The organism is Rhizobium tibeticum (assembly GCF_900110205.1).
Lineage (GTDB): Bacteria > Pseudomonadota > Alphaproteobacteria > Rhizobiales > Rhizobiaceae > Rhizobium > Rhizobium tibeticum.
On record NZ_FOCV01000001.1, the window covers coordinates 289,995 to 314,488 of the forward strand.

General features: G+C 59.6%; 24 protein-coding genes and 1 pseudogene. 1 reads left to right on the forward strand and 24 read right to left on the reverse strand.

Annotated features, from left to right (window positions below; translation table 11 throughout):
- Positions 1 to 48: 48 nt before the first annotated feature.
- Positions 49 to 1,410 carry an ABC transporter substrate-binding protein gene (locus BSG20_RS01405; protein ID WP_072370898.1) on the reverse strand — a complete coding sequence of 454 codons (1,362 nt, stop codon included), beginning with the start codon at positions 1,408 to 1,410 and terminating at the stop codon, positions 49 to 51.
- A 283-nt stretch (positions 1,411 to 1,693) separates the two neighbouring features.
- Between BSG20_RS01405 and BSG20_RS01410 the strand changes: the two genes are divergently transcribed.
- Positions 1,694 to 2,740 (forward strand): LacI family DNA-binding transcriptional regulator, encoded by a 1,047-nt coding sequence (locus tag BSG20_RS01410; RefSeq protein WP_072370901.1) that lies wholly within the window; start codon positions 1,694 to 1,696, stop codon positions 2,738 to 2,740.
- Here BSG20_RS01410 and folD read toward each other — a convergent pair.
- The 23 genes and pseudogenes from folD to BSG20_RS01525 all read right to left on the reverse strand — a co-directional run bounded on the left by folD (position 2,719) and on the right by BSG20_RS01525 (position 24,424).
- Positions 2,719 to 3,618: a bifunctional methylenetetrahydrofolate dehydrogenase/methenyltetrahydrofolate cyclohydrolase FolD gene (folD, locus tag BSG20_RS01415; RefSeq protein WP_072371122.1), complete on the reverse strand. Its 900-nt coding sequence runs from the start codon at positions 3,616 to 3,618 to the stop codon at positions 2,719 to 2,721. The two genes, BSG20_RS01410 and folD, sit on opposite strands and share 22 nt — an antisense overlap.
- 119 nt (positions 3,619 to 3,737) lie before the next feature.
- Positions 3,738 to 5,471, reverse strand: coding sequence for a GumC domain-containing protein (locus BSG20_RS01420; protein ID WP_072370904.1), 1,734 nt, complete (start codon positions 5,469 to 5,471; stop codon positions 3,738 to 3,740).
- 125 nt (positions 5,472 to 5,596) lie between these two features.
- Positions 5,597 to 6,387 (reverse strand): annotated as a pseudogene (locus tag BSG20_RS01425) (WecB/TagA/CpsF family glycosyltransferase).
- Between the two features lie 298 nt (positions 6,388 to 6,685).
- Positions 6,686 to 7,219, reverse strand: a complete 534-nt coding sequence (locus BSG20_RS01430; protein ID WP_072370907.1) for a hypothetical protein — start codon at positions 7,217 to 7,219, stop codon at positions 6,686 to 6,688.
- On the reverse strand, positions 7,219 to 7,584 hold the full coding sequence (locus tag BSG20_RS01435) for a hypothetical protein (protein WP_007796675.1): 366 nt from the start codon (positions 7,582 to 7,584) through the stop codon (positions 7,219 to 7,221). The genes BSG20_RS01430 and BSG20_RS01435 overlap by 1 nt, the downstream gene beginning before the upstream one ends.
- A gap of 17 nt (positions 7,585 to 7,601) precedes the next feature.
- Positions 7,602 to 8,168, reverse strand: coding sequence for a rod-binding protein (locus BSG20_RS01440; RefSeq protein ID WP_024312994.1), 567 nt, complete (start codon positions 8,166 to 8,168; stop codon positions 7,602 to 7,604).
- 31 nt (positions 8,169 to 8,199) lie between these two features.
- Positions 8,200 to 8,613: a hypothetical protein gene (locus BSG20_RS01445; RefSeq protein ID WP_072370910.1), complete on the reverse strand. Its 414-nt coding sequence runs from the start codon at positions 8,611 to 8,613 to the stop codon at positions 8,200 to 8,202.
- 4 nt (positions 8,614 to 8,617) lie between these two features.
- On the reverse strand, positions 8,618 to 9,370 hold the full coding sequence (gene fliR / locus BSG20_RS01450) for a flagellar biosynthetic protein FliR (protein ID WP_072370913.1): 753 nt from the start codon (positions 9,368 to 9,370) through the stop codon (positions 8,618 to 8,620).
- Positions 9,367 to 11,454 (reverse strand): flagellar biosynthesis protein FlhA, encoded by a 2,088-nt coding sequence (gene flhA, locus BSG20_RS01455; RefSeq protein WP_072370916.1) that lies wholly within the window; start codon positions 11,452 to 11,454, stop codon positions 9,367 to 9,369. Before flhA ends, fliR begins: the two co-directional genes overlap by 4 nt.
- Positions 11,455 to 11,542: 88 nt before the next feature.
- Positions 11,543 to 11,809, reverse strand: coding sequence for a flagellar biosynthesis protein FliQ (fliQ, locus tag BSG20_RS01460; protein WP_016552783.1), 267 nt, complete (start codon positions 11,807 to 11,809; stop codon positions 11,543 to 11,545).
- Between the two features lie 64 nt (positions 11,810 to 11,873).
- The gene (gene flgD, locus BSG20_RS01465) at positions 11,874 to 12,302 is read right to left on the reverse strand and encodes a flagellar hook assembly protein FlgD (RefSeq protein ID WP_007796653.1); all 429 of its coding nucleotides are present in this window, start codon (positions 12,300 to 12,302) and stop codon (positions 11,874 to 11,876) included.
- On the reverse strand, positions 12,293 to 12,742 hold the full coding sequence (gene flbT / locus BSG20_RS01470; RefSeq protein ID WP_072370919.1) for a flagellar biosynthesis repressor FlbT: 450 nt from the start codon (positions 12,740 to 12,742) through the stop codon (positions 12,293 to 12,295). The genes flgD and flbT overlap by 10 nt, the downstream gene beginning before the upstream one ends.
- Positions 12,739 to 13,086, reverse strand: a complete 348-nt coding sequence (flaF, locus tag BSG20_RS01475; RefSeq protein ID WP_024312999.1) for a flagellar biosynthesis regulator FlaF — start codon at positions 13,084 to 13,086, stop codon at positions 12,739 to 12,741. Before flaF ends, flbT begins: the two co-directional genes overlap by 4 nt.
- A 36-nt stretch (positions 13,087 to 13,122) precedes the next feature.
- Complete coding sequence (locus BSG20_RS01480; RefSeq protein ID WP_072370921.1) at positions 13,123 to 14,244, reverse strand: flagellar hook-associated family protein; 1,122 nt, start codon at positions 14,242 to 14,244, stop codon at positions 13,123 to 13,125.
- Positions 14,245 to 14,247: 3 nt separating this feature from the next.
- Complete coding sequence (flgK, locus tag BSG20_RS01485) at positions 14,248 to 15,714, reverse strand: flagellar hook-associated protein FlgK (RefSeq protein ID WP_072370924.1); 1,467 nt, start codon at positions 15,712 to 15,714, stop codon at positions 14,248 to 14,250.
- A gap of 18 nt (positions 15,715 to 15,732) precedes the next feature.
- Positions 15,733 to 17,043, reverse strand: coding sequence for a flagellar hook protein FlgE (locus BSG20_RS01490; RefSeq protein WP_072370927.1), 1,311 nt, complete (start codon positions 17,041 to 17,043; stop codon positions 15,733 to 15,735).
- A gap of 130 nt (positions 17,044 to 17,173) precedes the next feature.
- Positions 17,174 to 17,845: a transcriptional activator Rem gene (gene rem / locus BSG20_RS01495; protein WP_072370930.1), complete on the reverse strand. Its 672-nt coding sequence runs from the start codon at positions 17,843 to 17,845 to the stop codon at positions 17,174 to 17,176.
- Positions 17,846 to 18,127: 282 nt separating this feature from the next.
- The gene (locus tag BSG20_RS01500; protein ID WP_037114196.1) at positions 18,128 to 18,691 is read right to left on the reverse strand and encodes a lytic transglycosylase domain-containing protein; all 564 of its coding nucleotides are present in this window, start codon (positions 18,689 to 18,691) and stop codon (positions 18,128 to 18,130) included.
- Positions 18,633 to 20,051, reverse strand: coding sequence for a flagellar hook-length control protein FliK (gene fliK / locus BSG20_RS01505; RefSeq protein WP_072370948.1), 1,419 nt, complete (start codon positions 20,049 to 20,051; stop codon positions 18,633 to 18,635). Before fliK ends, BSG20_RS01500 begins: the two co-directional genes overlap by 59 nt.
- 1 nt (position 20,052) lies before the next feature.
- Positions 20,053 to 21,360 (reverse strand): chemotaxis protein MotC, encoded by a 1,308-nt coding sequence (gene motC, locus BSG20_RS01510; protein WP_072370951.1) that lies wholly within the window; start codon positions 21,358 to 21,360, stop codon positions 20,053 to 20,055.
- Positions 21,361 to 21,363: 3 nt separating this feature from the next.
- Positions 21,364 to 22,662: a MotB family protein gene (locus BSG20_RS01515; protein ID WP_072370954.1), complete on the reverse strand. Its 1,299-nt coding sequence runs from the start codon at positions 22,660 to 22,662 to the stop codon at positions 21,364 to 21,366.
- Entirely contained in the window at positions 22,659 to 23,294 is a 636-nt protein-coding gene (locus tag BSG20_RS01520) for a hypothetical protein (protein ID WP_072371125.1), read from the reverse strand. Before BSG20_RS01520 ends, BSG20_RS01515 begins: the two co-directional genes overlap by 4 nt.
- 164 nt (positions 23,295 to 23,458) lie before the next feature.
- A complete protein-coding gene (locus tag BSG20_RS01525) occupies positions 23,459 to 24,424 on the reverse strand; it encodes a flagellin N-terminal helical domain-containing protein (protein WP_072370957.1) in 966 nt (321 codons plus the stop codon).
- Between the last annotated feature and the right edge of the window lie 70 nt (positions 24,425 to 24,494).

Consider the following 24,494-nt stretch of genomic DNA (forward strand, 5'->3'; position numbering starts at 1 on the left):
GCATTTCAGCCATGCCGCCGCAGCCGGCGGCACGGATGTCAGGTGAGATTACTTAATGCCATCCCAGGAGCTCTGGATTTCCTTGGCGGTGTCTTCGGCCGACTTGCCGCCAACGAAATCGACCATGCCGGTCCAGAATGCACCCGCGCCGATCTTGCCCGGCATCAGGTCGGAACCGTCGAAGCGGAAGGTTGTCGCGGTCGTCAGGATCTCGCCTTCCCTCTTCATCTGGTCGTTGGCATAGGCTGCCGTGTTGACGCCCTTGTACGGCGTCAGGAAGCTTGACTGTGCCATCCAGACTTCGTGCGCGATCGGCGTCTTCAGGAACTCGACGAAGGCACGGGCGGCCTTGGAGTCCTTGGTGACGGTAACAAGCGTGCCAGCGCCCAGAACCGGCTTGCCGAGGTCGGCATGGGCCGCGTAGGTCGGCATATAGAAGAAGTCGGCATCCTGACCGAGTTTCGTCCCCTCCGGGAAGAACGACGGGATGAACGACGCCTGATGGTGCAGATAGCACTTCGGCGGCACGCCGAAGAGACCCTTCGGGCTATCGCGGAAGTCCGTTGCTGCCACGGCGGCAACGCCACCACTGACATACTTCTCGTTCTTGGCGAACGAGCCGAATTCCTCGATCGCAGCAACGACGGCCGGATCGGTGAACTTGACTTCGTTGGTGGTCCACTTGTCGTAGACGTCAGGCTTCTGCTGACGCAGCATGATGTCTTCGATCCAGTCCGTTGCCGGCCAGCCAGTTGCGCCACCGGAACCAAGGCCGATGCACCACGGCACGCCGCCATCCTTGACGATCTGCTCCGTCAGAGCATGCAGCTCCTCCATGGTCGTCGGGACCTTGTAGCCCGCTTCCTTGAAATTCTCGGGCACGTACCAGACGAGCGATTTCACGTCGGCCTTATAAGGGAACGCATAGAAGGCTTCCTTGCCGTCCTTGCCCTTGTAGGTGCCGTAACCGACCCAGCTATCGCCGGCGCCGTAGTTGTCCTTGACCCACTTTGCATTCTCATCGCCGAGCGGCGTCAGGAAGCCCTTGCTGGCGAGATCGGCCAGAAGGCCCGGCTGCGGCAGGACCGCGATATTCGGCGGCGAACCGGCTTGTGTGTCGATGACGATCTGCTGTTCGTAGTTTTCCGAAGACGAGTACTTGGCGTCTACACCGGTTGCTTCGGTGAAGTAGGCCAGAATGCTGCGGAAGAAGGCTTCGTCTTCGCCGCGCCAGGGCCCGAAGATCGTCATCTGCTCGCCCTTGAGATCGGCGTGCGCAGCTTTGAAATCGTCGTAGCTCTTCCAGTTGAACTTCGAATCCTGTCCCGGAGCGAACTTCAGATCGGCAGCAGACGCGGCACCGGCAAGAAGCGCCGCCGCAGCGACGCTCATCAAAAACGTCTTTCTCATGTGATCAACCTCCCATCACAATCCCAACCGCACTTTTGAAACCATTTTGACGCCGTTCCAAAGCGCTTTGACAAAAGCACTCATGTCACTTTCGGCGGAAAAGAGTCAAGCTATTTCGCGAAAAGCGCAAAAGATGCGGCCTGTTGCATCAAGGTTTCGACGCCATACCCTGGGAATATGGAGCGATTTTTCTTGAGTCAAGCGGCACAACTGCTACATAATTAAAAGCGCTTTGGATGCCATTGGGAGCTGGCGACCAGTGCGAGCGGAGGAAGAATAGCACGTGAATCTGAAACAGCTATCGGAATTGCTTGGCCTGTCGCAGACAACGGTAAGCCGTGCATTGAACGGCTATCCCGAAGTCAATGAGGCGACGCGCGAGCGGGTCCTGCAAGCCGTGAAGGAGACAGGTTACCGCCCGAACAAGGCGGCACAACGGCTTGCGACCGGCAAGGCCGGGTCGATCGGCCTCGTGATGCCGACAGCTCCTGATCACTATTCCGATGTGCACTTCGGTGAGTTCCTGACGGGTCTTGGCGAGGAAGCCGTGCGCCACGACTTTCATTTCGTCATCATGCCCGCCGATCCGAACGACGAGGTCGGCGCACTGCGCCGGCTTGCGGTCAGCGGCAATGTCGATGCGCTGTTCGTGGCCTATATGCGCGGCCACGACCCACGGCTGCCGATGCTGAAGTCGCTTTCCATGCCATTCCTCGTGCATGGCCGCTCCTTCGGGTCCGAGCCCGACTACCCCTACCTCGACATCGACAACGAGGCGGCCTTCTACGACGCGGCGCGGCTGCTGCTTCAGCTCGGGCATACGCGCTTTGCCCTGCTCAACGGACCGGGACATCTCGACTTTGCGATCCGTCGCAAGAACGGACTTGTCGCTGCGCTTTCCGAGCGGGGACTGTCGCTTCCAGAAGACTGCATGAGCCACACATCGATGACGGACGAACTTGGCCAGTCCGCGATGGAACGATTTCTACAGATGCCGGAGCCGCCGACGGCGATCCTCTGTTCCAGTACGGTGCTGGCGCTCGGCGCCATCCGCGCCGCCAATCAGGCTGGGCTCAAGCTCGGCGAGGATATCTCGCTGATCGCGCACGACGACGTTTTGCCCCATCTCAAGCCCGAGAACTTCTCTGTGCCGTTGACGACAACGCGGTCATCGCTGCGCGCCGCAGGCGTGCGCATCGCCCAACGGCTCATCGGAACGGTGAAGCAGGACGGGCCATTTCCAGAGCAGGAACTCTGGAAAACCGAACTGATTGTCAGGGCCTCGACCGGCCCCGCTCCGCGGCAGGCTCAGAACGTCGGCGGTGTCTGACCGGCCGCGCGATGGGCGGCGATGACGGTGTTGGCCATCAGCATCGCGATGGTCATCGGGCCCACGCCACCGGGAACGGGCGTGATGACGGCGGCAACCTTGGCGGCATCTTCAAAGGCGACGTCGCCAACAAGGCGCGTTTTGCCTTCGCCCTTTTCCGGGGCAGGAATACGATTGATACCAACATCGATGACGGTGGCGCCCGGCTTCACCCAATCACTCTTGACCATCTCCGGGCGGCCGACGGCGGCCACCAGTATATCCGCGTTGCGGCAGACGGCCGGCAGATCCTTGGTGCGTGAATGAGCGATGGTCACCGTGGCGTTTGCATTGAGCAGCAGTTGCGCCATCGGCTTGCCGAACAGGTTTGAGCGGCCGATGACCACCGCGTTCAGGCCGGAAAGATCTTCGCCATGCGTGCGTCGCACGAAGACCATCGCGCCAGCCGGGGTGCAGGACACGAGGCCCGTTTCGAGGTCGCCAGTCGCAAGCTTGCCGGCATTGACGACGTGCAGACCGTCGACATCCTTTTCGGGCAAGATCGATTGGATGATCAATTCTGACTTTAGATGCTTCGGCAGCGGCAATTGGACGAGAATGCCGTGAATCGACGGATCGCTGTTCAGCGCAGTGACGAGTGCCGCCAGTTCCTCCTGCGTGGTCTCGGCCGGCAGCGTGTGCTGAACGGATTTGAATCCGCATTCCTTCGCCATCTTGCCCTTGGAGTTGACATAGGCATGGCTGGCCGGGTCGTCGCCGACGATCACGACGGCAAGGCCCGTCTTGACACCACTTTGCTTGTCCAGCGCCGATGTCGCTGCCTTCACCGTTTCGATTACGGAAGCGGCGACCTGTTTGCCATCAATCACTGTCGTCAAGACTGTCTCCTGCCCTTGCTTTCGCTCATTGTAGCGGGTGGCGCTCAGCGCGATTTGCCTGTCCACGCCCTATCCTGCCTAAAATGGCAAATGCAAGAACAATCGTGTCGCAGGCGAGGTCAGGACGCTATCGAACGGGTGCGCAGCCTATCGCGCATGGTGGCGAGTTCCGCGCGAATGATGTCGACGTCCCGCGGCCCTTTGGCGGGTTCGGCCGTTGATGGCGTGCCGACATTTGGCTCCGGTGCCGGAGTGCGTAGCGATGGCTCCTTCCTTGCGGACGCAGCAAGCGTGGAGCGCGCCCTGGCAGAGACGACAGCCAGGCCGAATGCGAGCCCTGCAAGAGCGCCGAGCAGCGGCGCAAGCCAGCGCTGGTCCGCCGGCACGGCGGCGATCTGCACGCTCTTCTGCAGCTGCACGCTGCCAATACCTGGCGCAACGGCTCCGGTGGTGATCGCAGCCTCCAGGCGCAAGCGCGCCGCACTTGCCTTGTCGCGCAGCTCGGTTAGCTTCGCCAGATCGACACCCGTATCCTTGCTCTGCGCGATCAGCGCATTGCGGCGATCACTCAGCTGCCGTTTGTCGACGGTGGCTGATTTCATCTCGTCATTCGCATCGCGCAGCAGCCGACCGAGATCCTCTCCAATCGCGTCCTGCAAGCCGTCAACTTCGGCCTGCTGCGCCTGCAGCCGCGGATGGCGGGGGCCGAGATCGGCCGACAGCTGTGACAGAGACAGGTGTGCGGCCACATAGCTGTCTCGACGGTCGATGAGTGTCGGCGACATCAGGTCCGCATCCAGCGTGCCGGCAAGGACATCAGCGACCTTGGCAACCTTCAGCCGGCCCGCCTTCTCTTGCGCCGCAACGATGCGCTGCTCGGCGGCCTTCAGCTCTGCATCAATGCTTCCGATCTGTTGCTGCAGAAGGGCCGCAACCTTGACGTTGCCTTCGCCGCTCTTCTGCGTGAAAGATTCAAGCTCGAGCTGCGCCGCATCGTCCGCCTTTTGCAGCGATCCGCCTTCGGCCGGCCCAGTTGCTGCCCCTGAGCCCGTCACGACGGACGCAAGGTAGCCGGCGATGCGCGCGGATTTTTCCGCGCTGCCCGTTGTCACCTTGAAATCGATCGTGCCGGCGTGAGGATCGGTCGCGGTGCTGATCGCGGAAACGAGCGATGCCTGTGCGCGCGAAACAGGGTCGGCGGCTGCGCCATCGGTCGATAGCAGGTCGATAGCCACCGCTAATGCATCCGAGGAGACGCCGGAGAACTCCGGATCGCGGTCGAGTTGCAATGCCGCAACCGTTGCTGCCATCGTAGGGGAGGAGGAAAGCCTCTTTTCGGTCGCTCTCGTGACTGCAGTGCGACTTTCGCCGGCGCCTTTGACGGCGAGTATCCCTCTCGCGCTATAGCGCGTCGGTTGAGCGGGGATCAGACTACCGCTCGCTGCACCCAGCGCACAGATGAGACCAACCATGGCAAGAGGTTTCAAACGCCTGGATTTCGGCGCACCTTTGCCGACGGCGCGTGTCGCCTGATTGAGGCTTGCGGCCGCTTTCGTGGAACCCGTGACTTCGGACGCCGGCGCGGCCGGCAGCGGGTCGGCCGCAGCCGCCCCGACATCGTTTGCAGCTTCGAGCCGCTTGCCCAGGATCGTTTCGATGCGGCTGACAAGCGGCGGCGCTTCAGGCACGGCATCGCGGCTCGCCCGCTGTTGCTCAAGCGCGCGCTCGATCACGCCGAGCAATTTTGCTTCCGGCGCCGGCATCGTCGCCGCGGCTTCGGACGGCCTCGCGATACGGTGGTGCCGTGCCGTCGGGGAGCGGAAGGCTTGGCTTCTCGGATTGCTGTCGTACATCGCCACATCTCATGCGTATGAACGGTCGAGCCGCCCGCGACTGCGGATGGTTAACCAACCTTAAATGTTCATGGCAAAGAAATGGTTAACTGGCGCCAACTCGCAGCGTGCTGCAGAGCTGCGCCTCACCTGGATCGGTTCAGTATCCGTTTGCGCCGCTTCCCACCATACTGAAACACGGAGTACAGGAAAACTGCAAAGGCGAAGCCATACTGCACGCCTGCGCGCTTCGGCTCCCGCATCCAGTGGTAGGCGCGTGCAATTCCCATCATCCGTACAAGCTTTGGTGTGCGGTGGTCGGTACCCGCCACGGCACCGAATAGGTCGCCGACAGCAAGCACAAGCCGGGCCTGATCCGCCCGGATGTTCTTATGGATCCATTTTTCCTGGGATGGCGTGTCCGTTCCGACGATGAGTATGTCGAGCCATTGCCGGTCGATCTCTTTGACGATCGCCGCTCGGTCTTCCGTCTCGGCGAAGCTGTCCGAAATGATCATGAATTCATGCCACGGAGCGTGCCACCGGAACTTCGCAGCGGCCTTCCTGACCGCCTCAGGCGTGCTGCCGATGAGGCCGATACGCCGCGGGATCTCCATGAATGTCAGCAGCGCCGGTACGAAATCGGCGGCCTTCAGGCTGGCGGGAACGGCGATCCGTGCGCCACCTTCGATGCAATATCGAGACCCGGACCCTCGGGAAGCAGCAGATTTTGCGCGAGAACAGCGCGGTAGTCGCTATCGCGCAACGTCACCAGCATATTGCGCGCGTTGACAAACGAGATCGATGTCTGCCCGACCGGTATCGACAGGAGTTCATTGATGAACACGAGCGCGTCATCCCAGCCAAGATCGCAGACCGGTAGATCGAAGATTGCACGACGCGACGACAGGACCGCGAAATTCGCGATCAGGTTCATGCCGGCTTCCTGACGATAGTGTTTCATGCTGCATGCATCCCGAAACAGATCACATAGCCGCACCAGACGATTCAGCATCGACCAATAGCGTTCGCCTGGGAGCGCATGAAAGAATTCCAAGAACCGGAATGCCGGTGCACAGTCAGCCCATCGCCGGCACTTGTAGCAGCGCGACTTCAACTATCTCTTAGGAAAATCGCTTGAATTCCTCGCCTCGGGCGAAGGAATTGTTAACCCTCGCAGCCCGGGACAAACGCAAGACGGCGCCAGAGGCGCCGCTTCGGGGCGATGACTAGGTCTACTCTGTTGCAGCCTTGTCCGACGGAGGTGCCGGGGCTACGACCTTCACGGGTTTGACCGTTTTCTTCTGCTGTCCGGAAGCATTCGCCTTGACGTCTTCCTTCGAGAGGTAGTCGAGCTGCTCCAGCATCACCTGATCGATGTAGTCTCCACCGAGATGCTGGTTGATGTCCTTCTTGATCATCTCCCGGAAAGCATTCGCATCGAAGGATTTCATGTTGGAGATGTCGACCATCTTGTTGCCGACGAGCAGCGTAAAGAGCTCGTCGGTCGTCATTTCCGTCAGCGGCAAGGACAGGTTTTTCACCGTGTCCTTGTTCATCATGAAATTCACCTTGCCGAGGAAGTAGCCGGTGACGGCGCCGTCGGCAATGATCGGCACGGTGATCGTCTCGCCCTTTACAAGCTCGAGCTGGCTTTGCTTGGAATCATCGGGAGCCGGCGCAGGAGCCGTTGCCATGTGCACCGAGAAATAGACCGATGCCAGCGTGATCGCGCAAACCCAGACACCTGTCAGAACGAGCTTAATCATCAAGCGTCACGTGCTACGAATTGCTCTTGGGAATAGGTGCCGTCGGCATCCGCATCCTGGACTGCATTCTTCAGGAGATCGGCAACGGTACGGACCGCTTCCAGATGTGCCTCGACGCGTCGTGCGTTCAGCACGAGCTTCTTCTTCAACCCGTGCAGCTGATCGAGATGCGTGGCGGCCAGCTCCTTCGGATCGGTGTCGCGGAAGAGCATCGACAGCTCATAGAGGCAGCGGCTCTTGTGTGCATTCGACACTTTGAGATCGAACTGCGGATCGTTGCCGATACGTGTATTCTCGTTGTCGATGATCATTTCAAGGCGTCCAAGAACCGATTTGATACGGTAGTCGTTCGAGATTATTTCCATTTTTGTCCTCGATTCTCTCAGGCGTCATTGGCGGACTTGTTGTCCGCAGTTGTTGTACCGAAGGTCTTGCGCTGGAACTCGTCGATCATGCTCATCGCCATATTGCGATCGTCCTGATCGGTGGAAGCGTTGGCCACCTTGCCTTCCTGCTTCTTCAGCGCATCCTGATAAAGCTGCTTGGCAATGCCGATGCCGTCACCCTTCGAAATCTCGTTGCCGAGCTGTTCGGCCATCATGCCCTTCCAGATATCACCGGTGGCACCCTTGCCGTAGACTTCTTCGCTTTCACTCGGCAGCATGTTCTTGATGAAGTTCTGCAGGACCATCGCCTCGAACTTGCGGTAGGTTTCCGGCACCTCTTCCGTCTTGGTGCTGCGGTTCTTGCTGTCGCTCAAACCGGTCTTGCCCACTGCGCGATCGAGAATATCGACGGCCGACGTGAAGCCGTTGCCGGCTTCGGCGAGACTGTTTGCGGCAAAAGCCGCCTGGTTTGCCTTCAGTTTTTCCTGGGCTGCCTGAACCTCGAGCGGGTCCGCAGCTTTGACAACATCCAGGACCAGATCACTCGGAGGTGAAATAGCCAAGTCACAATCCTCTTGATTAAGATTGTGACGATTATGATTTTTGAAGCTTGCTGGAGGCTGGCGTACCGAACGCTTGATCGATGAGATCATAGACTGCATTGTCGTCGGCTTCCCGACGCTCGGACTCAAGCGCTTCGCGCATCCCGTCTTCCAGCCGATCGCCCTTGGCGCGCTCCTGAACGACGCGCATTTCGTGAATCTGCTGCATGCCGGTCAGTTGCTTGTCCTTGATCCCGAGCCGGTTGAATCGATCCGCATAGCCCTGCGAAAAGGCATGATGGACGGGGTCCATGGAGCCGAGCGCCAGAATGACGCTGTCCATCTGGTCGTTGACTTCCGCGCGCTGACGGCTCGTTTCGGCAAGATCGAACTCGGCCATCTGCTCCAGATGCCGTTGAACCGCTACGAGGCGTTTCAGTTTCTGGGAGCGTGTCTTGTCCGCCATACCACTACCTGCCGATGAAAACGCTGGCGAAGGATTGGCCGAACTGGCTGACCAGCGCCGCCACGGAGAAGTAGAAAAGGAAGAGGCCGCCGAGGAGCAGGTAGGGCGTCGATATGAAATACACCGGGATCTGCGGCGCCAGCTTGTTGATGAAGCCGATGGCGATGTTGAACATCAGGCCGTAGATCAGGAACGGGCTAGAGAGCCGCAGCATGATCATGAACGTCGATGACAGCGTGTCGGTGAACGAGATGAGCGTACTGCGCAGCTGCATGATGCCGCCGAAAGGCATCGACGTGTAAGAATCGATCAATGCCCGGAATACGATGTGATGAAAGTCCATCATGAACAGGATCATCATGCCGGCAAAGGTGATGAAGCCAGAAAGGCTGGTTTCGGGGGTATCTTCGAAGATATCGCCCGCGCTCGGCTGGGTGTATCCGATCATCATCGCAATGACGCTGGCCGCGAACTGCAGGCCGAGCGTGTAGACACGGGCGAGCATTCCGTACATGACGCCAATCAGCGATTCGCTGAAAATGTAACCGATATAGGTGGCGTTCGATGTGTGGACGATCGGATAGACAGTATCCCAAAGCACAGGCAGGATCGCAAGGGACAGGGCGGCGGCGATGAAAACCCGCAATTGCGCCGGCACACGGGCCGACGAAAAGCCAGGCATCGCCAGGACACAGCCGCCGATCCTGCAGAAGATCAGGAACAGCGCCAGGACGGTCCCTTGCGGGTCAGTTATCATGAAATCGAGCCCAGAATCTTTATCTCGATGCCCTTGGCCAGCTCGACATGCGATAGAACCGGGAGCGTTGCGAACAATCGTTCGATGATCATACGCACATAGGAACGTGTTTCCGGCGAGGTGACAAGGGCGAACGGCAGGCCGCGATCCATGAATTCACGGATAACCTTCGTCGCCTGCTCGCTGAACTCCTCCAGCATGCGCGGGTCGATGTCGAATTCGACGATCTCGCCCTTGTTGTCACGCTTCAGCGCCTGATGGAAAGCCAGGTCCCACTTGCTGCCGAGCCGCAGTACGCGAAGCACACCATTGTCGGCGAGATCGCCGCATAGCTGCTGTGCCATGCGAACGCGGACGTGCTCGACAATCTGCTCGGTCTTGCGCACATGCGGCGCGAGTTCGGCGACGGCTTCCAGGATGAGGTGCAGGTTGCGAATCGACACGCGCTCGGCGAGAAGCAGCTTCAACACAGCCTGCAGGCCAGAATAGGACATGTGCGACGAGCAGATCTCGTCGGCCAGCTTCTTGTATTCGGGATCGAGCCTGTCGATCAGCACCTTCACGTCCTTATAGGACAGAAGCGCCGGCAGATTGTTGCGGATGACTTCGCTCATATGCGTCAGCACGACCGAGACATTGTCGATCGGCTGGAAACCTTCGCGCTTCAAGTCTTCGGCAAAGGCTTCAAGAATGGAAACCGCCGGCATGCCGAACGCTGGTTCGCGAATCTCGTCGCCCGGAATGCTTGGCTTACGGCCGGATCCGGTGACGACCAGAACCTCGCCCACGCGCAGCATGTTGGAAGCAACCGTCGTACCGTGGATTCGGATCTGATAGGACTTCTCGGCGATGGCGATATCGTCGGTGACCTTGATTTCCGGAACAACGAAGCCGTACTGCGTCGCGAATTTCTTGCGCATCTTGCCGACGCGGAAGGCGAGCTCCTGGTGAGCACCAAGCAGACGCGTCGACACCATCTTGCCGAGCGCGAGTTCGATTTCCGAGGTGCGCAGCACCGACTTGACGGAGTCCTTTTCGAGCTCCTTGTTCTGGACGACCTTCTTCTCTTCCTGCTCGCGCCGCGCCTTGTTCTCGGCCTCGACCTGACGAGGAATGAACCAGGCGCCGAAGGCCAGAAGACCAGACAGGAACATGAAAGGGAAAAACGGCAGGCCCGGCATGAGCCCGAGGATTGCCATCAGAACCGCGGATACCGAAAGGGCGCGCGGATAACCGCTGAGCTGGTTGACGACTGCCTGTTCAGTGGAACCGACGGTGCCGCCGCGCGACACGAGAAGGCCGGCTGCGAGCGAAACGATGAGGGCCGGCATCTGCGAGACGAGGCCGTCGCCCACGGAGAGCTTGACGAAGACGTCGGCGGCTTCGCCGATCGGCATACCGTGCCGGAAATAGCCGATGATGATGCCGCCAAAAATGTTGATGCAGGTAATCAGAAGACCGGCAATCGCATCGCCACGAACGAATTTGGACGCGCCGTCCATGGCACCGAAGAAGGAGCTTTCCTCTTCCAGTTCCTTACGGCGACGCTGGGCTTCCTTCTCGTCGATGATGCCGGCCGAGAGGTCGGCGTCGATCGACATCTGCTTGCCGGGGATCGCATCGAGAGTGAAGCGCGCGCCGACTTCCGCGATACGTGTCGCGCCCTTGGTGATGACGATGAAGTTGATGGTGATCAGGATCAGAAAGACGATCAGACCGATCACGAAGTCGCCGGACATGACGAGACTGGCAAAGCCTGCGATGACGCCGCCGGCTGCATCATGACCCTCGTTACCGTGCGAAAGGATGACGCGCGTCGTCGCGATGTTCAGCGCCAAGCGCGTCATGGTCGCGATCAGAAGAATGGTCGGGAATGATGAGAAGTCGAGCGGCTTCTGGATCCACAGCGCCACCATCAGGATCAGCACCGAGAAAGCGATCGAGAAGGCCAAACCCATGTCGATCAAGAACGGCGGGATCGGCAGAAAGAGGACGCAGATGATAAGGATGATGCCCATGGCAAAACCGATATCGCGTACGCTAAGTCCGGCTTTCGGGAGGGGGAGTGCGGGAGGTTGCGCCATTTCTGTTCCGTCTCTTCATGAGAGGTGCGGGCATGATGCCCACCAATTCGGAATGAGAATTAAATGGCGAAGCTTGCGCGAAGGTGGCTCAAAAACCCGACTGAATGCGCGAAAACACCAGATTGGTGAAAATCGAAATCTGCGATCCGACGAACGGAGCCGAGATGCCGATGGTGACGAGGACCGCCACGATTTTCGGAACGAAGGTGAGGGTTGCTTCCTGAACCTGCGTCAGCGCCTGGAACAGCGCGATGATCAGACCGACAACCATGGCTGCCGCAACCGCTGGGCCGGCCGAAACAAGAACGGTCCAGATCGCGGCCTGGAAAAGGTCAAGAGCATCAGCTTCATTCATTGTCAGGCAACCTCATATCGCCTTGCGGTCCGCCCGATATGGCCAAACCGCCTCATAGTTGCACTTAGCTCGACGTCGTCGGCGCCTTGTCGGCAAGCGTGATTCCCGCCTGAACAAGGATACTCTTCCCGTCGGTCGTCGTCGCGACAATTCCGTCGGAATAGACCTTGACCGAAGCAACCGTGCCTTTGACGGATCCGTCAGCGCTGGTCATGTACTTGCCGATGTAGCTGCCGGCCTGCGTCAGGCTGGAGCTGGCAAGCAGCGTGTCCAGCTTGCTGTTCGTCTGGATCGTCTGCTCGACCTGCGAGAAGCTCGCCAGCTGCGACATCTGCTCGCTGGCATCCACCGGATCCGTCGGATCCTGGTTCTTCATCTGCGCGATGAGCAGCTGCAGGAAGTTGTCGTAGTTGAGCGTTGCCTTCTGCTGCGCGCTCGAGGTGCTCGACGAGGACGAGGTGCTCGACGTGCTCGAAACGCCACTTACCGCCATGGTGCGATCTCCTTACGAATCTGCTCGACCATCGTCGGCGGCATTTCGTGGTTGTTGAGTATGCCATCTTCGATCGCATACAGACCGCGGATCGCCTTCAGGGCGTCGAATGCACGTCCGGTCGAAACGAGACCATCGATTCGTTTCAGCTCGGCCAGAACTTCCTCGTTCTTGAAGCAGGTCAGCAGCATGGTGACCGACTTGCGGAACATCGCCGTCGATTGCTCCTTGCCCTCAGGATTGATGAGGATCATCTGCGCAATGAAATAGAGCTGGCGCAGAGGCGTTGTCGCCTCTTCCGGCTGGAGAACGTGGTTTTCGAGAAGGAACGTTACATCATTCAGGAATTCCAGCGCGACCTTGCGATCGACGCGCAAGACTGCGCCGTTAATGAAGATCTTTTCCCCGGCTTTTAGCGAGATACGAAGTGTGCTTTTCATTTTAGTCCATCCCTGATGATGGTGGTAACGTCGATAATGCCTTGGTAGTTCGTCGACTGCCGGCGCCTGATCCGATCGCACTCCTTCAAGATCCAGATCGCGATGGAGATGAGGTTGGCCCGCAGCTGGATCTCAAGCTGGTTGTCCGGATGCTTGAGATCCTCGATGAAACTCACCCAAACACGCCGGGTGTAGAACAATGCATCAATGGCTTCCCGGCTGTATTTCTCTTTGTCCCGCGCAATCGACAGCAGCTCGATGGACCGGTCGAGAACTTGACGCTCCCGCTCCTTCGCATCGGCCACCGAGTCCTCCATGACCTCGGAGTAAGAGAACTGATACATTCATGCATCCTTCTTTGTCTTTCGTACCCTTGATCATCAAAGGTAGTTCACGAGACTCAACTGCTGGATTTTCGATACGATGGTGTAGGCCGTCTCCAACTGCGTCTGGAGCGTGTTGACGAGTGTCGATGCTTCCGAGGTATCCACGCCCTGGAGATCGACGAGCTTGTTCTGGATGATGCTTGACTGTGCATCGAGGGCATCGTTGGCCTTCTCGACGCGCTCCTGCGAAAGACCAAGCTGGCTTGCCTGCGTCACGATGCCGGTCGTTGCCTGCGCCGCATAGCCGATCGCCTTGGAGGTAACCGTGCTCAATGCGTCAGCGCTGACATTCTGGCTGGCCAGCGCCGAGACGGTGATCGAAGCGAGCGCGAAGTAGCGCATGCCGCCCGAGTTGGCGTTGGTCGACGATGTTACGACTTCCGAGTTACTGATACGGCTCGTCATGTTCTGGTTCGATGCGGCCGACCAGTCGCTCCAGGCCGGCGGCGTCACATAGGCCGCAGGCGCAAGCGGGATCGGCGCGCCGGATGGCGGGAACGCGATCGGCGTGGAGGTGCCGTTGAAGGTGTCCTGCGAGAACATCGGCTCAACGAAGTCAGTAATGAACTTACCCATCTCGGCGCCGGTCAGAGAACTCACCGGTTTGCCAAGGCCGCTTGCATAGGCCGTGAGGTTCGTCTGAATGGCGGTCGTCGCGGCATTCTGCTGGTTGGTGAGCGGCTGCACATCGGTGTTGATACCGGAGAACAGGTACTCGCCGTTGAGCATGGAATTGCCCGTATCCATCAACTGCGACAGCGCGTCGCCGGCAGATTGCATCGCCACCGTGATGCTGGTCTTGTCCTGACTGCCCTGAAGCGCTGTCAACTTGGAGACCAGCGCATCGCCGGCCTTCTTCATGCTGTTGAGGCCAAGCTGCGACGCTTCGAGACGTGCCGATACGACGGAATTGCTGCCCTTGAGAGCCTTGATGCGGCTGACCTCGGACGTGAAGTTCACACTCTTGGCTGCGCCAGAACCCAGGGAGGCGCCGATGTCGGCGTAAACGCCCGTCGTTGCTTCGAGAGAAGCGCTGACCAATTGCTTCTGCGACTGGCGGATCGTCAATCGCATCGCGTTTTGAATGGCTGAACTAGAAATAAATGAACTTTTCATGGCTTAACTCGCTATGTCCAGCAACGACTTCAACATTTCGTCGACAGCGTTGAGGATCTTCGTGGCCGCCTTGTAGGACTGCTCGATGTCGAGAAGCAGCGTCAGTTCCTCGTCGAGGTTGACGCCGGTCTCGTTGGAATAGGCTTCCGTCGAACGCGAGAGTGCTGCCGAGGTATTCTCGGACGCCGTCGTCGCATCGCTTCGATACTGCTCGAGCCAGCCGATCGAATTCGAGGCGTAATCCATGATGTTGACGTTGGACGAGAGGCCAGCGGTCGCTGAAAAGGTCTGAGCCGTGCCCATCGCCGTGTAGAGCGCGTCGAGATTGTCGGAGAAGCCGCTTTTGCCGGTCGGATTGAGGTTGGTGAGGCCGGAGATTGACCCATCGCGCAACTTCATCGGGTCGCCGCCCTGGCTGGTAATGACGGCAGTGTTTACAGTGATAGTGCCGGCGATGCCGTCGATGACGCCTGATGCGCTCGGCGTGCCGCCCGGCGTGCCCACCGCGGTCTTCCAGACGAAGAGGCCTGGCTGCGTCGTGGCGGGCGCGCCGCCGGTTTCGGAGAACATGGTGACGAGCGACTTCGCGATCTCGTCGAGCTGCGACTGGAATGTCGGAGCGATGTCATCCCGCACCTGCAGGAGCGCCTGCAGGCTTCCCTGGGCCGTGCTCGTCGAGCCCTTGCCGCTCGCAAGCGCTACGCCATCGATGTAGATCGCATTGCCTTTGGTCTGGGCAGTGTAGGTGTCCTGTGCGACGAAGGTGACTGTGCGCGGTATCGTGTCGAAAACGACCGTGCCGTCTGTCGTATAGAGCGCCATATCGCCGTTGTCGCGATCGACCGCGTTGACGCCGACGATTGCGGAGATCTGCTTCAGCAGCTTGTCGCGCTCATCCAGTGCATCGGCTGGATTGCCGCCGGTGGCGGTAGCGCTCTTGACGGCATCGTTCGCCGTCTTGAACTGCGCAAGCAGGGTGTTCAGTGTCGCAACCTGGGTTGCGATTTCCTTGTCCGCACCCTGACGGACGGCCTGCACGGATTTCGTTGCATTGTTCAGTGAATTGGCGACGTCCTGCGCGGCCGTGACCGCGCTCTGCGCGGCAATCGTGCTGCTCGGCGACGTGCGAAAGGCCTGCAGCTTTTCGCGAAACGTCGAGAGATAGTTTGCCGGCGACGTTTCGTAATCGTTGCCACCCATGATCGATTTCAGGTCGGTCAGGCCGCCAAGCAGCGTTTGCTGGCCACTGTCTTGCGCACTCGCTTTCAGCCACTGCTTCTGCAGCGCGTCTTCCTGCGCGCGGCTGATCTTCACGACTTGCGCGCCATTCAGCGACGTGGTGATCATCGCCTGCCGGCGCACGTAATCGCTGTTGCTGGAGTTTGAGATATTGTTCGATACCACACTGCTCTGAGTGCCGGTATTGTTGAATATGCTCTGCGCCGTATTCAGTGCGGAAGTGAGCGACATGGCTTATCCGTACCCTACTTATCTCTTGAGGTTAACGAGGACGTCCATGATGTCGGCCCCCGTCTGGAACACCTTGGAATTGGCGGTGTAGCTGCGCTGCGACTCGATCATCTCGGTCAGCTCGCCGGCAAGATCGACGTTCGAGCTTTCGAGTGCGCCGGCCTGGATGCTGCCGAAGCCGTTGGTCTGCGGGAAGCCGGTGACCGTGACGCCGGACTGCCCGTTGGCGCTATAAACGTTGCCGCTCATCAGCGTCATGTTGTCCGGGCTTGCAACGGTTGCGAGCGGGACACGGTAAAGCGGCTTTGACGTTCCATCTGTGTATTTGGCATAGACGGTACCGTCCTTGTCGATCGACACACTATCAACCGGGCTGGCTGCCTGGCCGTTCGGTGTGCCGCTACCGGCAAACTCAGAAGCAAGCTGCGTAAAGCCGCTCAGGTCCATGGCGATTGCTCCACCCGTTACCGGATCGGTGATCGTCATCGCGCCGGTGGAGGCCATCTTGCCGTTTGTGTCGAAGGTCAAACCCGTCGTGCCAACGAGAGCCGACGCTCCCCCAGCATAGGGAAATGATGAGGTTCCACCTGTTGCCGCATCGGCGTGGCGGAAGACTGCGACCTGCCACGTGCCCGAGGTTGCGGCAACCGGCGGCGGACCAGCGGAAGCTGCCGTCGCGCCCGCTGTCTTGGTGAAGTAGAAATCGTACTGGATCGTATTGCCGAGCTTGTCGTAACCCACCATCGACATCTGTTTCGTGTCGGTCGTGATCGGAGCCGTGTTGGAGGCAGGAAGGTTGCCAGTCGCAACGTTGGCATTGGAGTTCAGGTTGCCGGTGAAGGTGCCCGTCGTCGACGCGATCGCTGTCAGGCCGGACTGGTTGACGTTGATCGGGACGAGGCCGGAGAAGCCGTTGACGACGACAGCCGGAGCACCGGCGTCGTAGGAATAGCCCATCAGCTTGAAGCCGGCGGCGTTGACGAGGTTGCCCTGATCGTCCTTGCTGAAATCGCCAGCGCGGGTCAGAACCGGAACGCCGTCCGGGCTCTGAACGATGAAGAAGCCATCACCGGAGATCGCCAGGTTGTAGCTCGACGTCGTGTAGGAGATATCGCCCTGCTCGGAAACGGACTGACGAACGGAGGTCTGGACACCGCCTGAATTGTAGTTACCCGAGGTCGAAGGCAGAACCAGCGACGAGAAAGCGCTCGACACGGCCTTGTAGCCCGTGGTGTTTGCGTTTGCGATGTTATCGGCCACGGTGCTGAGGCGGTTTGCCTGGGCGTTCATGCCGGACACGGCCGTCTTCATGCTGCCAAAAATGCTCATCTGAAAACCTCGATTCCCTGAGTAGGCTTGAGAGTATTTGGTGGGCCTTGCGTGAAGCTGTCTGGGGCTGAACCATCATCGATGAGAATGCAGCGACTATGGCCAGGCAACACGGCCCGTTCTGAAAAAATCAGTTCCAGTCAATGCAGTAGCCGAGGAAGCGCTTCGAATCGACCGGATCGAAGCCGAGCTTCTTCCGGAGCTTCTTGCGCAGCTTGGAAATGTGGCTTTCAACGACGTTTTCTTCGACTTCGTCGTCGAAGATCCCGTAGATCGCGTTGAAGATCTGCGTCTTGGTGACGCGGCGACCGCGGTTTGCGATCAAATACTCCAGGATGCGGCGCTCGCGACGGGGAAGCGCGAAGACTTCGCCATGAATTTCCGGATCGCGACCGTCGGAAAATACGCGGATCGCGCCGATGTCGGTGTGGCTGGAAATCGCTTTCAGGCGGCGCCGGATGGCGGCGGCTCGAGCCAGGATTTCGCGGGGATGCACCGGCTTGCGCACGACATCGTCGACACCACAATCAAAAAGTGCAAGGGTGTTTTCGAGCGACGGCTGGTCGCTGACCGCGATAACCGGCGCCATGGTCCGGTCGCGGATTGCGCGCGGCAGCTCGAAATTCCGCTGCCCCTGCCCGATCAGGAATGCCTCGACAGCCGCGATATCTGAATCCGCCGCCGTCTGAACCCATTCGCCGAATTCACTTGGATCAAATCCCGTGGAAGGAATGCCTTCCCGCCCAAAAAGTGAAGTGTAACCATCCTTCACGAGCTCACGCTCATCAACCACTACGATCATTCGTCCGCCTCCGAATCACTTGTGGTACCTCGATGCTCTATGGGTACGAATCGCGCGATTCTGGGACAAGCTGCAGGAACTTACTGGCAGAAATTAATAGTTGATTAAGAATTGAGGCGCGATTTGATCTAGATGTAGTAGGAGATCGAAATTGTGCACACAAAAATTTCGTGGAAAAGTTAACAAGGTCTAAAATGTGACTTGCCTTGCCATATTGAGACAGATTCTCGCCACAATATGACACATTTCTGCTTTGTTCTATTTTTACTCGTTTCGATTGAATCAATTCTGGCAGAAGTTGCTCGCATTGGGAGTCCATTTGCCGTAGCCGGTGGCAACCAGATTGGCGATGACCCGGCAGACATACTGCTTCTGGGCCGGGTCATTGTTGGGTCCGGCGTGATAGCGGGCCACTGCCATCGTCCATGTTTCGTGCCGGTCGTGGAGATTGCGCAGGAACCTTGCCGCATATTCCACATTGCGACGGGGGTCGAACATCTCCTCCGCAGACCGGAAATTCTCACCATGGTAGTACTGGTTGATCTGCATGCAGCCGATGTCGATGAGCTTCGCGCCTGACCTGCGCGCAACGTCAACCTGTCTCAGAGCGTCCTGCTCGGAGGGTGGAAAGAAGGCTTTCCCTTCGATGTTCAGGGCGTAAGGGTAGAGCGATCCCTTGCGTCCCGTCTCGGTCAAGCCAACGGAGTAGAGAATGCCCTCGGGGATGCCGTATTTCAGTGCGGCCGCCTGAATCTCCTGCTCACAGGCACTGTTCGACGCCTGTGCGCTAGAGATAGACGTCGCCAGTGCGACCGCTGCCAGCGGCGCCAGGAGAAGTGCCTTCAACACCGCTTTCGCCCGAGCCATTGGAGCCTCCGCCAGTTCGCTGTCCTGATTGATTTTGGCGTTCCCGCGCCTCGCCGCCCTGACCTTGCTGGGCAGAGGCATGACCCTGCTGCTGGCTTTGTGCGTTCGCCTGATTGCCGGCGTCCGAGCGGTCGACCGGCGCCATGCTGATCGTAACGTTGTCGATCGTGTAGCCCTGGCTGCGCAATGCCTCGATGATCTTGCCGTGATCTTCCTTGAGTTGGCGATAGGCCGCGCCGCTCTCTACCTTCAGGTCGACATTCAGTGCATCGCCGTGCAGCCGCATCGTAGCGGTGACGAGACCAAGGTCGATCGGGTTCATCTGGATCTTGAGCGTATTGACCACCTTGCCAGTGCTCGTCCACTCGGCCGCGTTCGACAGGGCGGAGCTCGCCTGCATGGCATGCGCCCATTCCGGATCGCCGGATATCGCCGCCGTCACTGCGGCAGAATTGGTGTTCTGCGCAAGACCGATGTAGCGGCGCGAGTCCAGAACAGAGACGCTCTCGATGTTAGCCTTGCCGCCGGACTCACCGGTGGCATCCCTGTCGATGCCAAGATGCATATCCATCGACTGACCGCGGCCATTGGCACGGCTCAGCCGGAATGTCGTCGCGTCGGTATCGCCGGCAACCACTGTGCCGGGCAGCTGAGCGTCGACAGTCGCATCGACGCTCAGGGCCGCGTCAGGGGAGGTTTCCTTGGGCATGATACCCGCAACGGACTTTTCTTTCGGATCGGTCGCTACCTTGCCGTCAGCCTTTTGGTTCGCCGCGGCCATTGCGGCGAACGCTGCGGCCGCCGTTCCGTCGGTCGGCACCTGCTTCAGTAAGCTCAGGACATCGGAGATCGCGTCGTCCTCGGCGCCCTTCTTGACCTCGGTGCCGTCAGCCTTTGTCAGCTTCGTGCCCTTGGCCGAATGTGCCGTCGCTTCATCGTCGAGCTTGTCGGACAGATCCTGCAAGTCGGCGTCATCAGCGTGCTTGCCCTTGGCCTTCGGGTCCGCCCTTTTGGTCTCCTTGTCGGCCGACCCGGACGTCTTTTCTTTCATCTCCGCCTGCGCCGCCAGGGAGGCGCTGCCGAGATCGATCAATGCCTTCGTGTTCGCGTGGCGCGGCGCAGCGGACGCACTGCCGTCAGTGCCGTCAGTGCCGTCGCCGGCGTGCTGGCCCACCGCGGGCTGCTCGGCCGAGTCTTGCTTTGCGCCGCTTGCCTTGTTCAGGACGTCAGAGAACCCGCCTGCATCCGTATCACCACCGTTGCCGGTCTGACGGCCAATGGCCGCGGCAGAGGCAGCCCCTGCTCCAGACGCTCCCCCCGAAACGCTGATGTCCATCATCTCAATTGCTTTCTTTGTTCAAGAGGCCGTCGATCTCATCCAGTTGCGATCGGCTTGACGTCACGAATGCGCTGAATGACGGGTCGGCGTCCTGCTGTCCCCCAACATTGGATGGCGGCGTCCCTGCCGCTTCTCCCACAACAGGACCTTGAGCCAGGTTGGGTATCTCCCCCTGCTCGGCCTCTGGTGAGGCTGCGGCCTGTTCAGAAGTGATTTCTTGACGATAAGATTTAGGGGCGGTCGCTTGCGTCAGGCTTGCCGGGTCCGGCGGGCGAAGCACTTGTTCTGCAATGGCTTTTGCTGCCGCCCTAAGCGCCTGGTCACGCGGGGACAGCTCTTGGTCCGCAATGGATGCGATGTTCCTCGCGGCCGTATCGATCTTGTCCGTCGGGATCGCCGCCATGCCGCCGTAGAAATCGGCCAGCGCTCCAAAGGCGTTGTCGGAATCGCTTGCAAGCGTCTGGGCGCGCGCTGCTGCCATCCGTGCGAGATCACCCTTGCCGGCGATCGCGGCTGCCCGAGCGATGCGGAGATAGACTTCCCGCTGCCTGGCCTCATCCATGAAGGAGAGAATGCCAACAACGTCGTCCGGCTTCACCTCGTGATCATGATTGACCAGCAGCTTGACGAAAAGATCCGCGAACTGGCTCGCATAAGGCGAATGCAGGAAGCGGCGCACGTAGCGCTGCGAATAATCGAGCCCCTTGTCCACCATCCCGGCTTCGACGCAGATCGACACGGAGCGTCGCAGCGCCGCCTCCTCGACGATCGTGCCCGGCGCATTGAGGCGCGCCTGGTCATACAGCTTCAGCGCCTCCATTGGGCTCTTGGCGAGAGTGACGTTGCCGCCGACCAGCGCAAGATAGGGACCGATTTTCTTATCCTTGTATTCGTTCGCAGTCTCGACAAGGCTCTTGGCCACCAGCAATCCCTTGCCACTCAAATATTTTCGCAACACATCGCTGATGCGATTGTCGAAGTGACCGTTTACATCGCGGGCGACGAGGTATTCGAGGGTTTCCGGATTGCCGCCGCTCATTGCGTAGATCAGCGCCGCATCGACGTTGCGGTCATCATCGAAAACCGATGGATCGATGGTGCGCAGGCGCTGATCGATCGTGCCGAGCATGAAGCGCTGCATCTCGGCGGCAGAATGATCGCCAAGCACGACGGAATCCTGCACGAATTGCAGCGACCGCAGCATTTTGTAGGGTGCAATGTCCTCCTGATCTTCCGCATACGCGACGCCAGCAGGGCTCCCCGCGAGGCCGAGAAGCAGAAGCAGAAGACGTTGGTGGAGACGGATCATGGATTATCCCTGATCCGTCTGCAGCAGTATTTCGATGCGCCTGTTGGTCGCGTTGAAGGGATCGGCCTGATCCTTCAACTTGCGGTCGGCAAAGCCCGAGACTTGGGAGACCCGCTTTTCGTCGAGCCCGCCGCGAACGATCATGTAGTAGGCAGCCTGGGCGCGATCCATCGACAAGCGCCAGTTCTCGTTCTCGCCCTTATACTGACGGCCGTCCGTGTGGCCGCGAATGACAACGGCGCCTGGTTTGCCCTTCAGGATCTCACCGATCTTTTCCATCGCCAGCACCATTTCCTTGCGCGGAACGGCCGATCCGATGTTGAACATGGAATCATCGCTCTGGTCGGAAATGCTGACCAAAAGGCCGCCTTCCGACGGTGTTACCGTGAGACCCTCGGCGAGCTTGCCGGCAACGCCGCTGATCTGCTGGGCGATTTCCTTTTGCAGGTCCTCGGCCCGTTTCTGCTCGGCGGCCTTTTGCGCCTCGGTCTGCGGCTTTTCCTCGCCCTCGGCATTTCCGGCAGCCGTTTCCACCGGTGCAGCATCGTGTTGCGGTTTGCTTTCTGCCGTTTCCGAGGCCCGCTCGTCATGACCCTTGCCGGCGTCCTCGGCCTTTGTCAGATCCGCCGGGTTCTCAGATTGCGCCTTGGCAACTTCGGTCGCGTCTGCCGCACCATCGGCGGGCGCGGCGCTCGATGCCGGCTGCGTCTTGTCGGCGTGCGTCACTTCGACCTGCTTCGTCCAGAAATCCGGATCGAAGGGGTCGCGATAGGCCTGACCGCCGTCAGCGCCGGTTGCCGGACCGGAATCGCTGGCACCGCCCTCACCCTTGGCGCTGACGTTTGCCTGCTGGCCGACTTCCTGCGCAATCTCCGCCAGGACCGAATAAGGATTCTCGAAGAAGTCGGCTTCGGAGTAGTTGGTCTGGTCGCCGGAGGTCGAGGTCTGGTCATCGCCGTTTGCGGCCGATGCGCCCTTGGTAGGCTCGTCCTCCTTTTCCTTCGACTTGTCCTGCTTCTGGTCGCCATCCGCCTGATCGACGGGCTTCTTCAGGCCTTTTTCCGTGGGCTTCTCGTCGGCGAGCTTGATCGGATTGAAATAGGTCGCAACCGAGGCCTTGGTTTCCTCGTTCGCAGCGTTGACCAACCACATGACCAGAAAGAACGCCATCATGGCCGTCATGAAGTCGGCATAGGCGATCTTCCAGGCGCCACCATGAGCCCCGTCGTGATCCCCGCCGCCATGTCGCTTGACGATGATGATCTCGTTCTTGCCGTGGTGGTGGTTTTCGCTCTCACTCATTCCAGAACTTTCTTCAAGCTCGTCGCCCAGGCCGACATCCGCGTGACCAGGACAGCGTCGCCAAATTCGACGGTCAGGTCGACATCGCCCGTTTCATGATGGCGCAGAAGACCAGCCTTTTCGCCAAGTGTGCTCTTCAGCACATCGAAAAGCCGTGCCGGCCCTTTGACCGTCACGATACCGACATCGCCCTCCAGGACCGCCTCGCGAAGGATGCCGGCGAGATCGACGGCAGCCTTCTGCGACAGAACATCGGTCATAACAGGCGCCAGCGCCTTTGCGACCGTCGCGCTGACAAGCTCGGCAATCTCACCCGCCATCACGTCAAGCCGGGAGGCAATTAGCTCAGCGGCCTCAACCTCGTATCGGTCGCGGAGCTCTTCCACTTCGCGCTGATGAACGAGCGCGACTGTTTGCGTTTCCAAATTATACTTCTCGGTCAGCGCAGCGGTTGCCTCGGCATAGCCTCGGGCATGAGCGCTGTGGCGCTCGGCTTCCAGATCCAGGACCGGTTCGGATGCGATGTCCGCAAAGCCGCCGAAATCATTCGCAAGATCGTCGGCTTCGGCGACGGGAGCAACCACGGCCGGCTCACCAAAATCCTTGAGGTACCGAGAAAGCAGCGCGCTCACCGAATCCACCCTCTCGCTGCAGAAGACTGCGACATCTCGCGCCCCATCATGAACTGACAACTCATCAGGCACGGTTTCCGCACTGCGCCTTTGTACCGAAACTATGGTGTCAAACTTGCGCGAGGATGAAGGGCAAAGCCGAGAAAGCCCAACGCACCCGGCCACTATTGCAGCAGGATCAGCACTTTGCTGGCAGCCGTGTTCAGGATAGAGATCGCCTGAACACCCATCTGCTGTTGCGTCTGCAACGCCTTCTGGAGGGTCGACGCTTCGTCCATGTCGGTGTCAACGAGCGCGCCGACACCCTTGTCGATCAAGTCAGACATATCCGCGGTGTAGGCAACGCGATCGCTGATGCGCGCGCTCATCGTGCCGAGGCCGGCCGCCGTCGTCGTCAGCTGCGACAATACGGAATCGACCACTGCCAGCATGTCCTTCAACTGCGCGGAGGTCGTGTTGCTATCAAGCTTTATCTCCGTCCCGCTGGCTGGCGAAGTCGATCCGGCGTTGAGCAGATAGTAGTTGCGTGCCGTCGAGGTGCCGTCCGCATTCAGCACGTTTGCGTCGACGGTCTTGGTGAGAAGTCCGCGATTGGCGTCCGTCGTGTCGATCATGACGGTCTGGTCAGCAGGGAAATCAATCGTTTGCTCTTGGTATTCGCCGTTCGTACCGCGCGCGAAACCGCCGATCACGGAGCGCGATATCGGAAGCGTCGTGTCGCGATTAAGCAGCCAATTCTCGCCCGCAAAGTTCGTCGACTGGACGGTCGTCTGCAGTTGCCCCTTCAGCTCGGTGAGCGTGGTGTTGAGCTTCGTCTTGTCGACCCCGGCTTCCTGCGCCGTCACGAGGGTCTTGCGGATCTCGCCGAGTTGGTCGATCAGGCTTTCCATCGACGTATAGGCGGTATCGACCTTCGATGCGCCGACGCCGAGCGCGTCGTGAATGTTTTGCAGCGAGCTGCTGTCCGAGCGCATGACGCTTGCATACGACCAGTAGGTCGCATCGTCGGCAGCCGTTTCGACGCGATAGCCTGACGAAACCTGCTGTTGAACCGTTGCAACGTCCTTGTTGATGATGCGCAGCGCCGCGAGGGCGTTTACCTGTGCCGAGCTGGTAATTTTGTATGTCATTTTTCTGGCTCTGAGTAGGGAAACGGGACAGGCCGGCAACCGGCAGCGACTGACCTGGCGTCATGCCCCC

What these genes read in the sequence shown, in the direction of transcription:
- flbT (WP_072370919.1), bottom strand. Translation starts at nt 12,742, where the DNA reads ATGAAAAGCACACTTCGTATCTCGCTAAAAGCCGGGGAAAAGATCTTC.
- BSG20_RS01515 (WP_072370954.1), bottom strand. Translation starts at nt 22,662, where the DNA reads ATGAGTGAGAGCGAAAACCACCACCACGGCAAGAACGAGATCATCATC.
- BSG20_RS01525 (WP_072370957.1), bottom strand. Translation starts at nt 24,424, where the DNA reads ATGACATACAAAATTACCAGCTCGGCACAGGTAAACGCCCTCGCGGCG.
- rem (WP_072370930.1), bottom strand. Translation starts at nt 17,845, where the DNA reads ATGATCGTAGTGGTTGATGAGCGTGAGCTCGTGAAGGATGGTTACACT.
- BSG20_RS01405 (WP_072370898.1), bottom strand. Translation starts at nt 1,410, where the DNA reads ATGAGAAAGACGTTTTTGATGAGCGTCGCTGCGGCGGCGCTTCTTGCC.
- BSG20_RS01445 (WP_072370910.1), bottom strand. Translation starts at nt 8,613, where the DNA reads ATGGCGGACAAGACACGCTCCCAGAAACTGAAACGCCTCGTAGCGGTT.
- flhA (WP_072370916.1), bottom strand. Translation starts at nt 11,454, where the DNA reads ATGGCGCAACCTCCCGCACTCCCCCTCCCGAAAGCCGGACTTAGCGTA.
- flgK (WP_072370924.1), bottom strand. Translation starts at nt 15,714, where the DNA reads ATGTCGCTCACTTCCGCACTGAATACGGCGCAGAGCATATTCAACAAT.
- motC (WP_072370951.1), bottom strand. Translation starts at nt 21,360, where the DNA reads ATGATCCGTCTCCACCAACGTCTTCTGCTTCTGCTTCTCGGCCTCGCG.
- fliR (WP_072370913.1), bottom strand. Translation starts at nt 9,370, where the DNA reads ATGATAACTGACCCGCAAGGGACCGTCCTGGCGCTGTTCCTGATCTTC.
- BSG20_RS01420 (WP_072370904.1), bottom strand. Translation starts at nt 5,471, where the DNA reads ATGTACGACAGCAATCCGAGAAGCCAAGCCTTCCGCTCCCCGACGGCA.
- BSG20_RS01435 (WP_007796675.1), bottom strand. Translation starts at nt 7,584, where the DNA reads ATGGAAATAATCTCGAACGACTACCGTATCAAATCGGTTCTTGGACGC.
- fliQ (WP_016552783.1), bottom strand. Translation starts at nt 11,809, where the DNA reads ATGAATGAAGCTGATGCTCTTGACCTTTTCCAGGCCGCGATCTGGACC.
- flaF (WP_024312999.1), bottom strand. Translation starts at nt 13,086, where the DNA reads ATGTATCAGTTCTCTTACTCCGAGGTCATGGAGGACTCGGTGGCCGAT.
- flgD (WP_007796653.1), bottom strand. Translation starts at nt 12,302, where the DNA reads ATGGCGGTAAGTGGCGTTTCGAGCACGTCGAGCACCTCGTCCTCGTCG.
- fliK (WP_072370948.1), bottom strand. Translation starts at nt 20,051, where the DNA reads ATGATGGACATCAGCGTTTCGGGGGGAGCGTCTGGAGCAGGGGCTGCC.
- BSG20_RS01480 (WP_072370921.1), bottom strand. Translation starts at nt 14,244, where the DNA reads ATGAAAAGTTCATTTATTTCTAGTTCAGCCATTCAAAACGCGATGCGA.
- BSG20_RS01430 (WP_072370907.1), bottom strand. Translation starts at nt 7,219, where the DNA reads ATGATTAAGCTCGTTCTGACAGGTGTCTGGGTTTGCGCGATCACGCTG.
- BSG20_RS01490 (WP_072370927.1), bottom strand. Translation starts at nt 17,043, where the DNA reads ATGAGCATTTTTGGCAGCATGAAGACGGCCGTGTCCGGCATGAACGCC.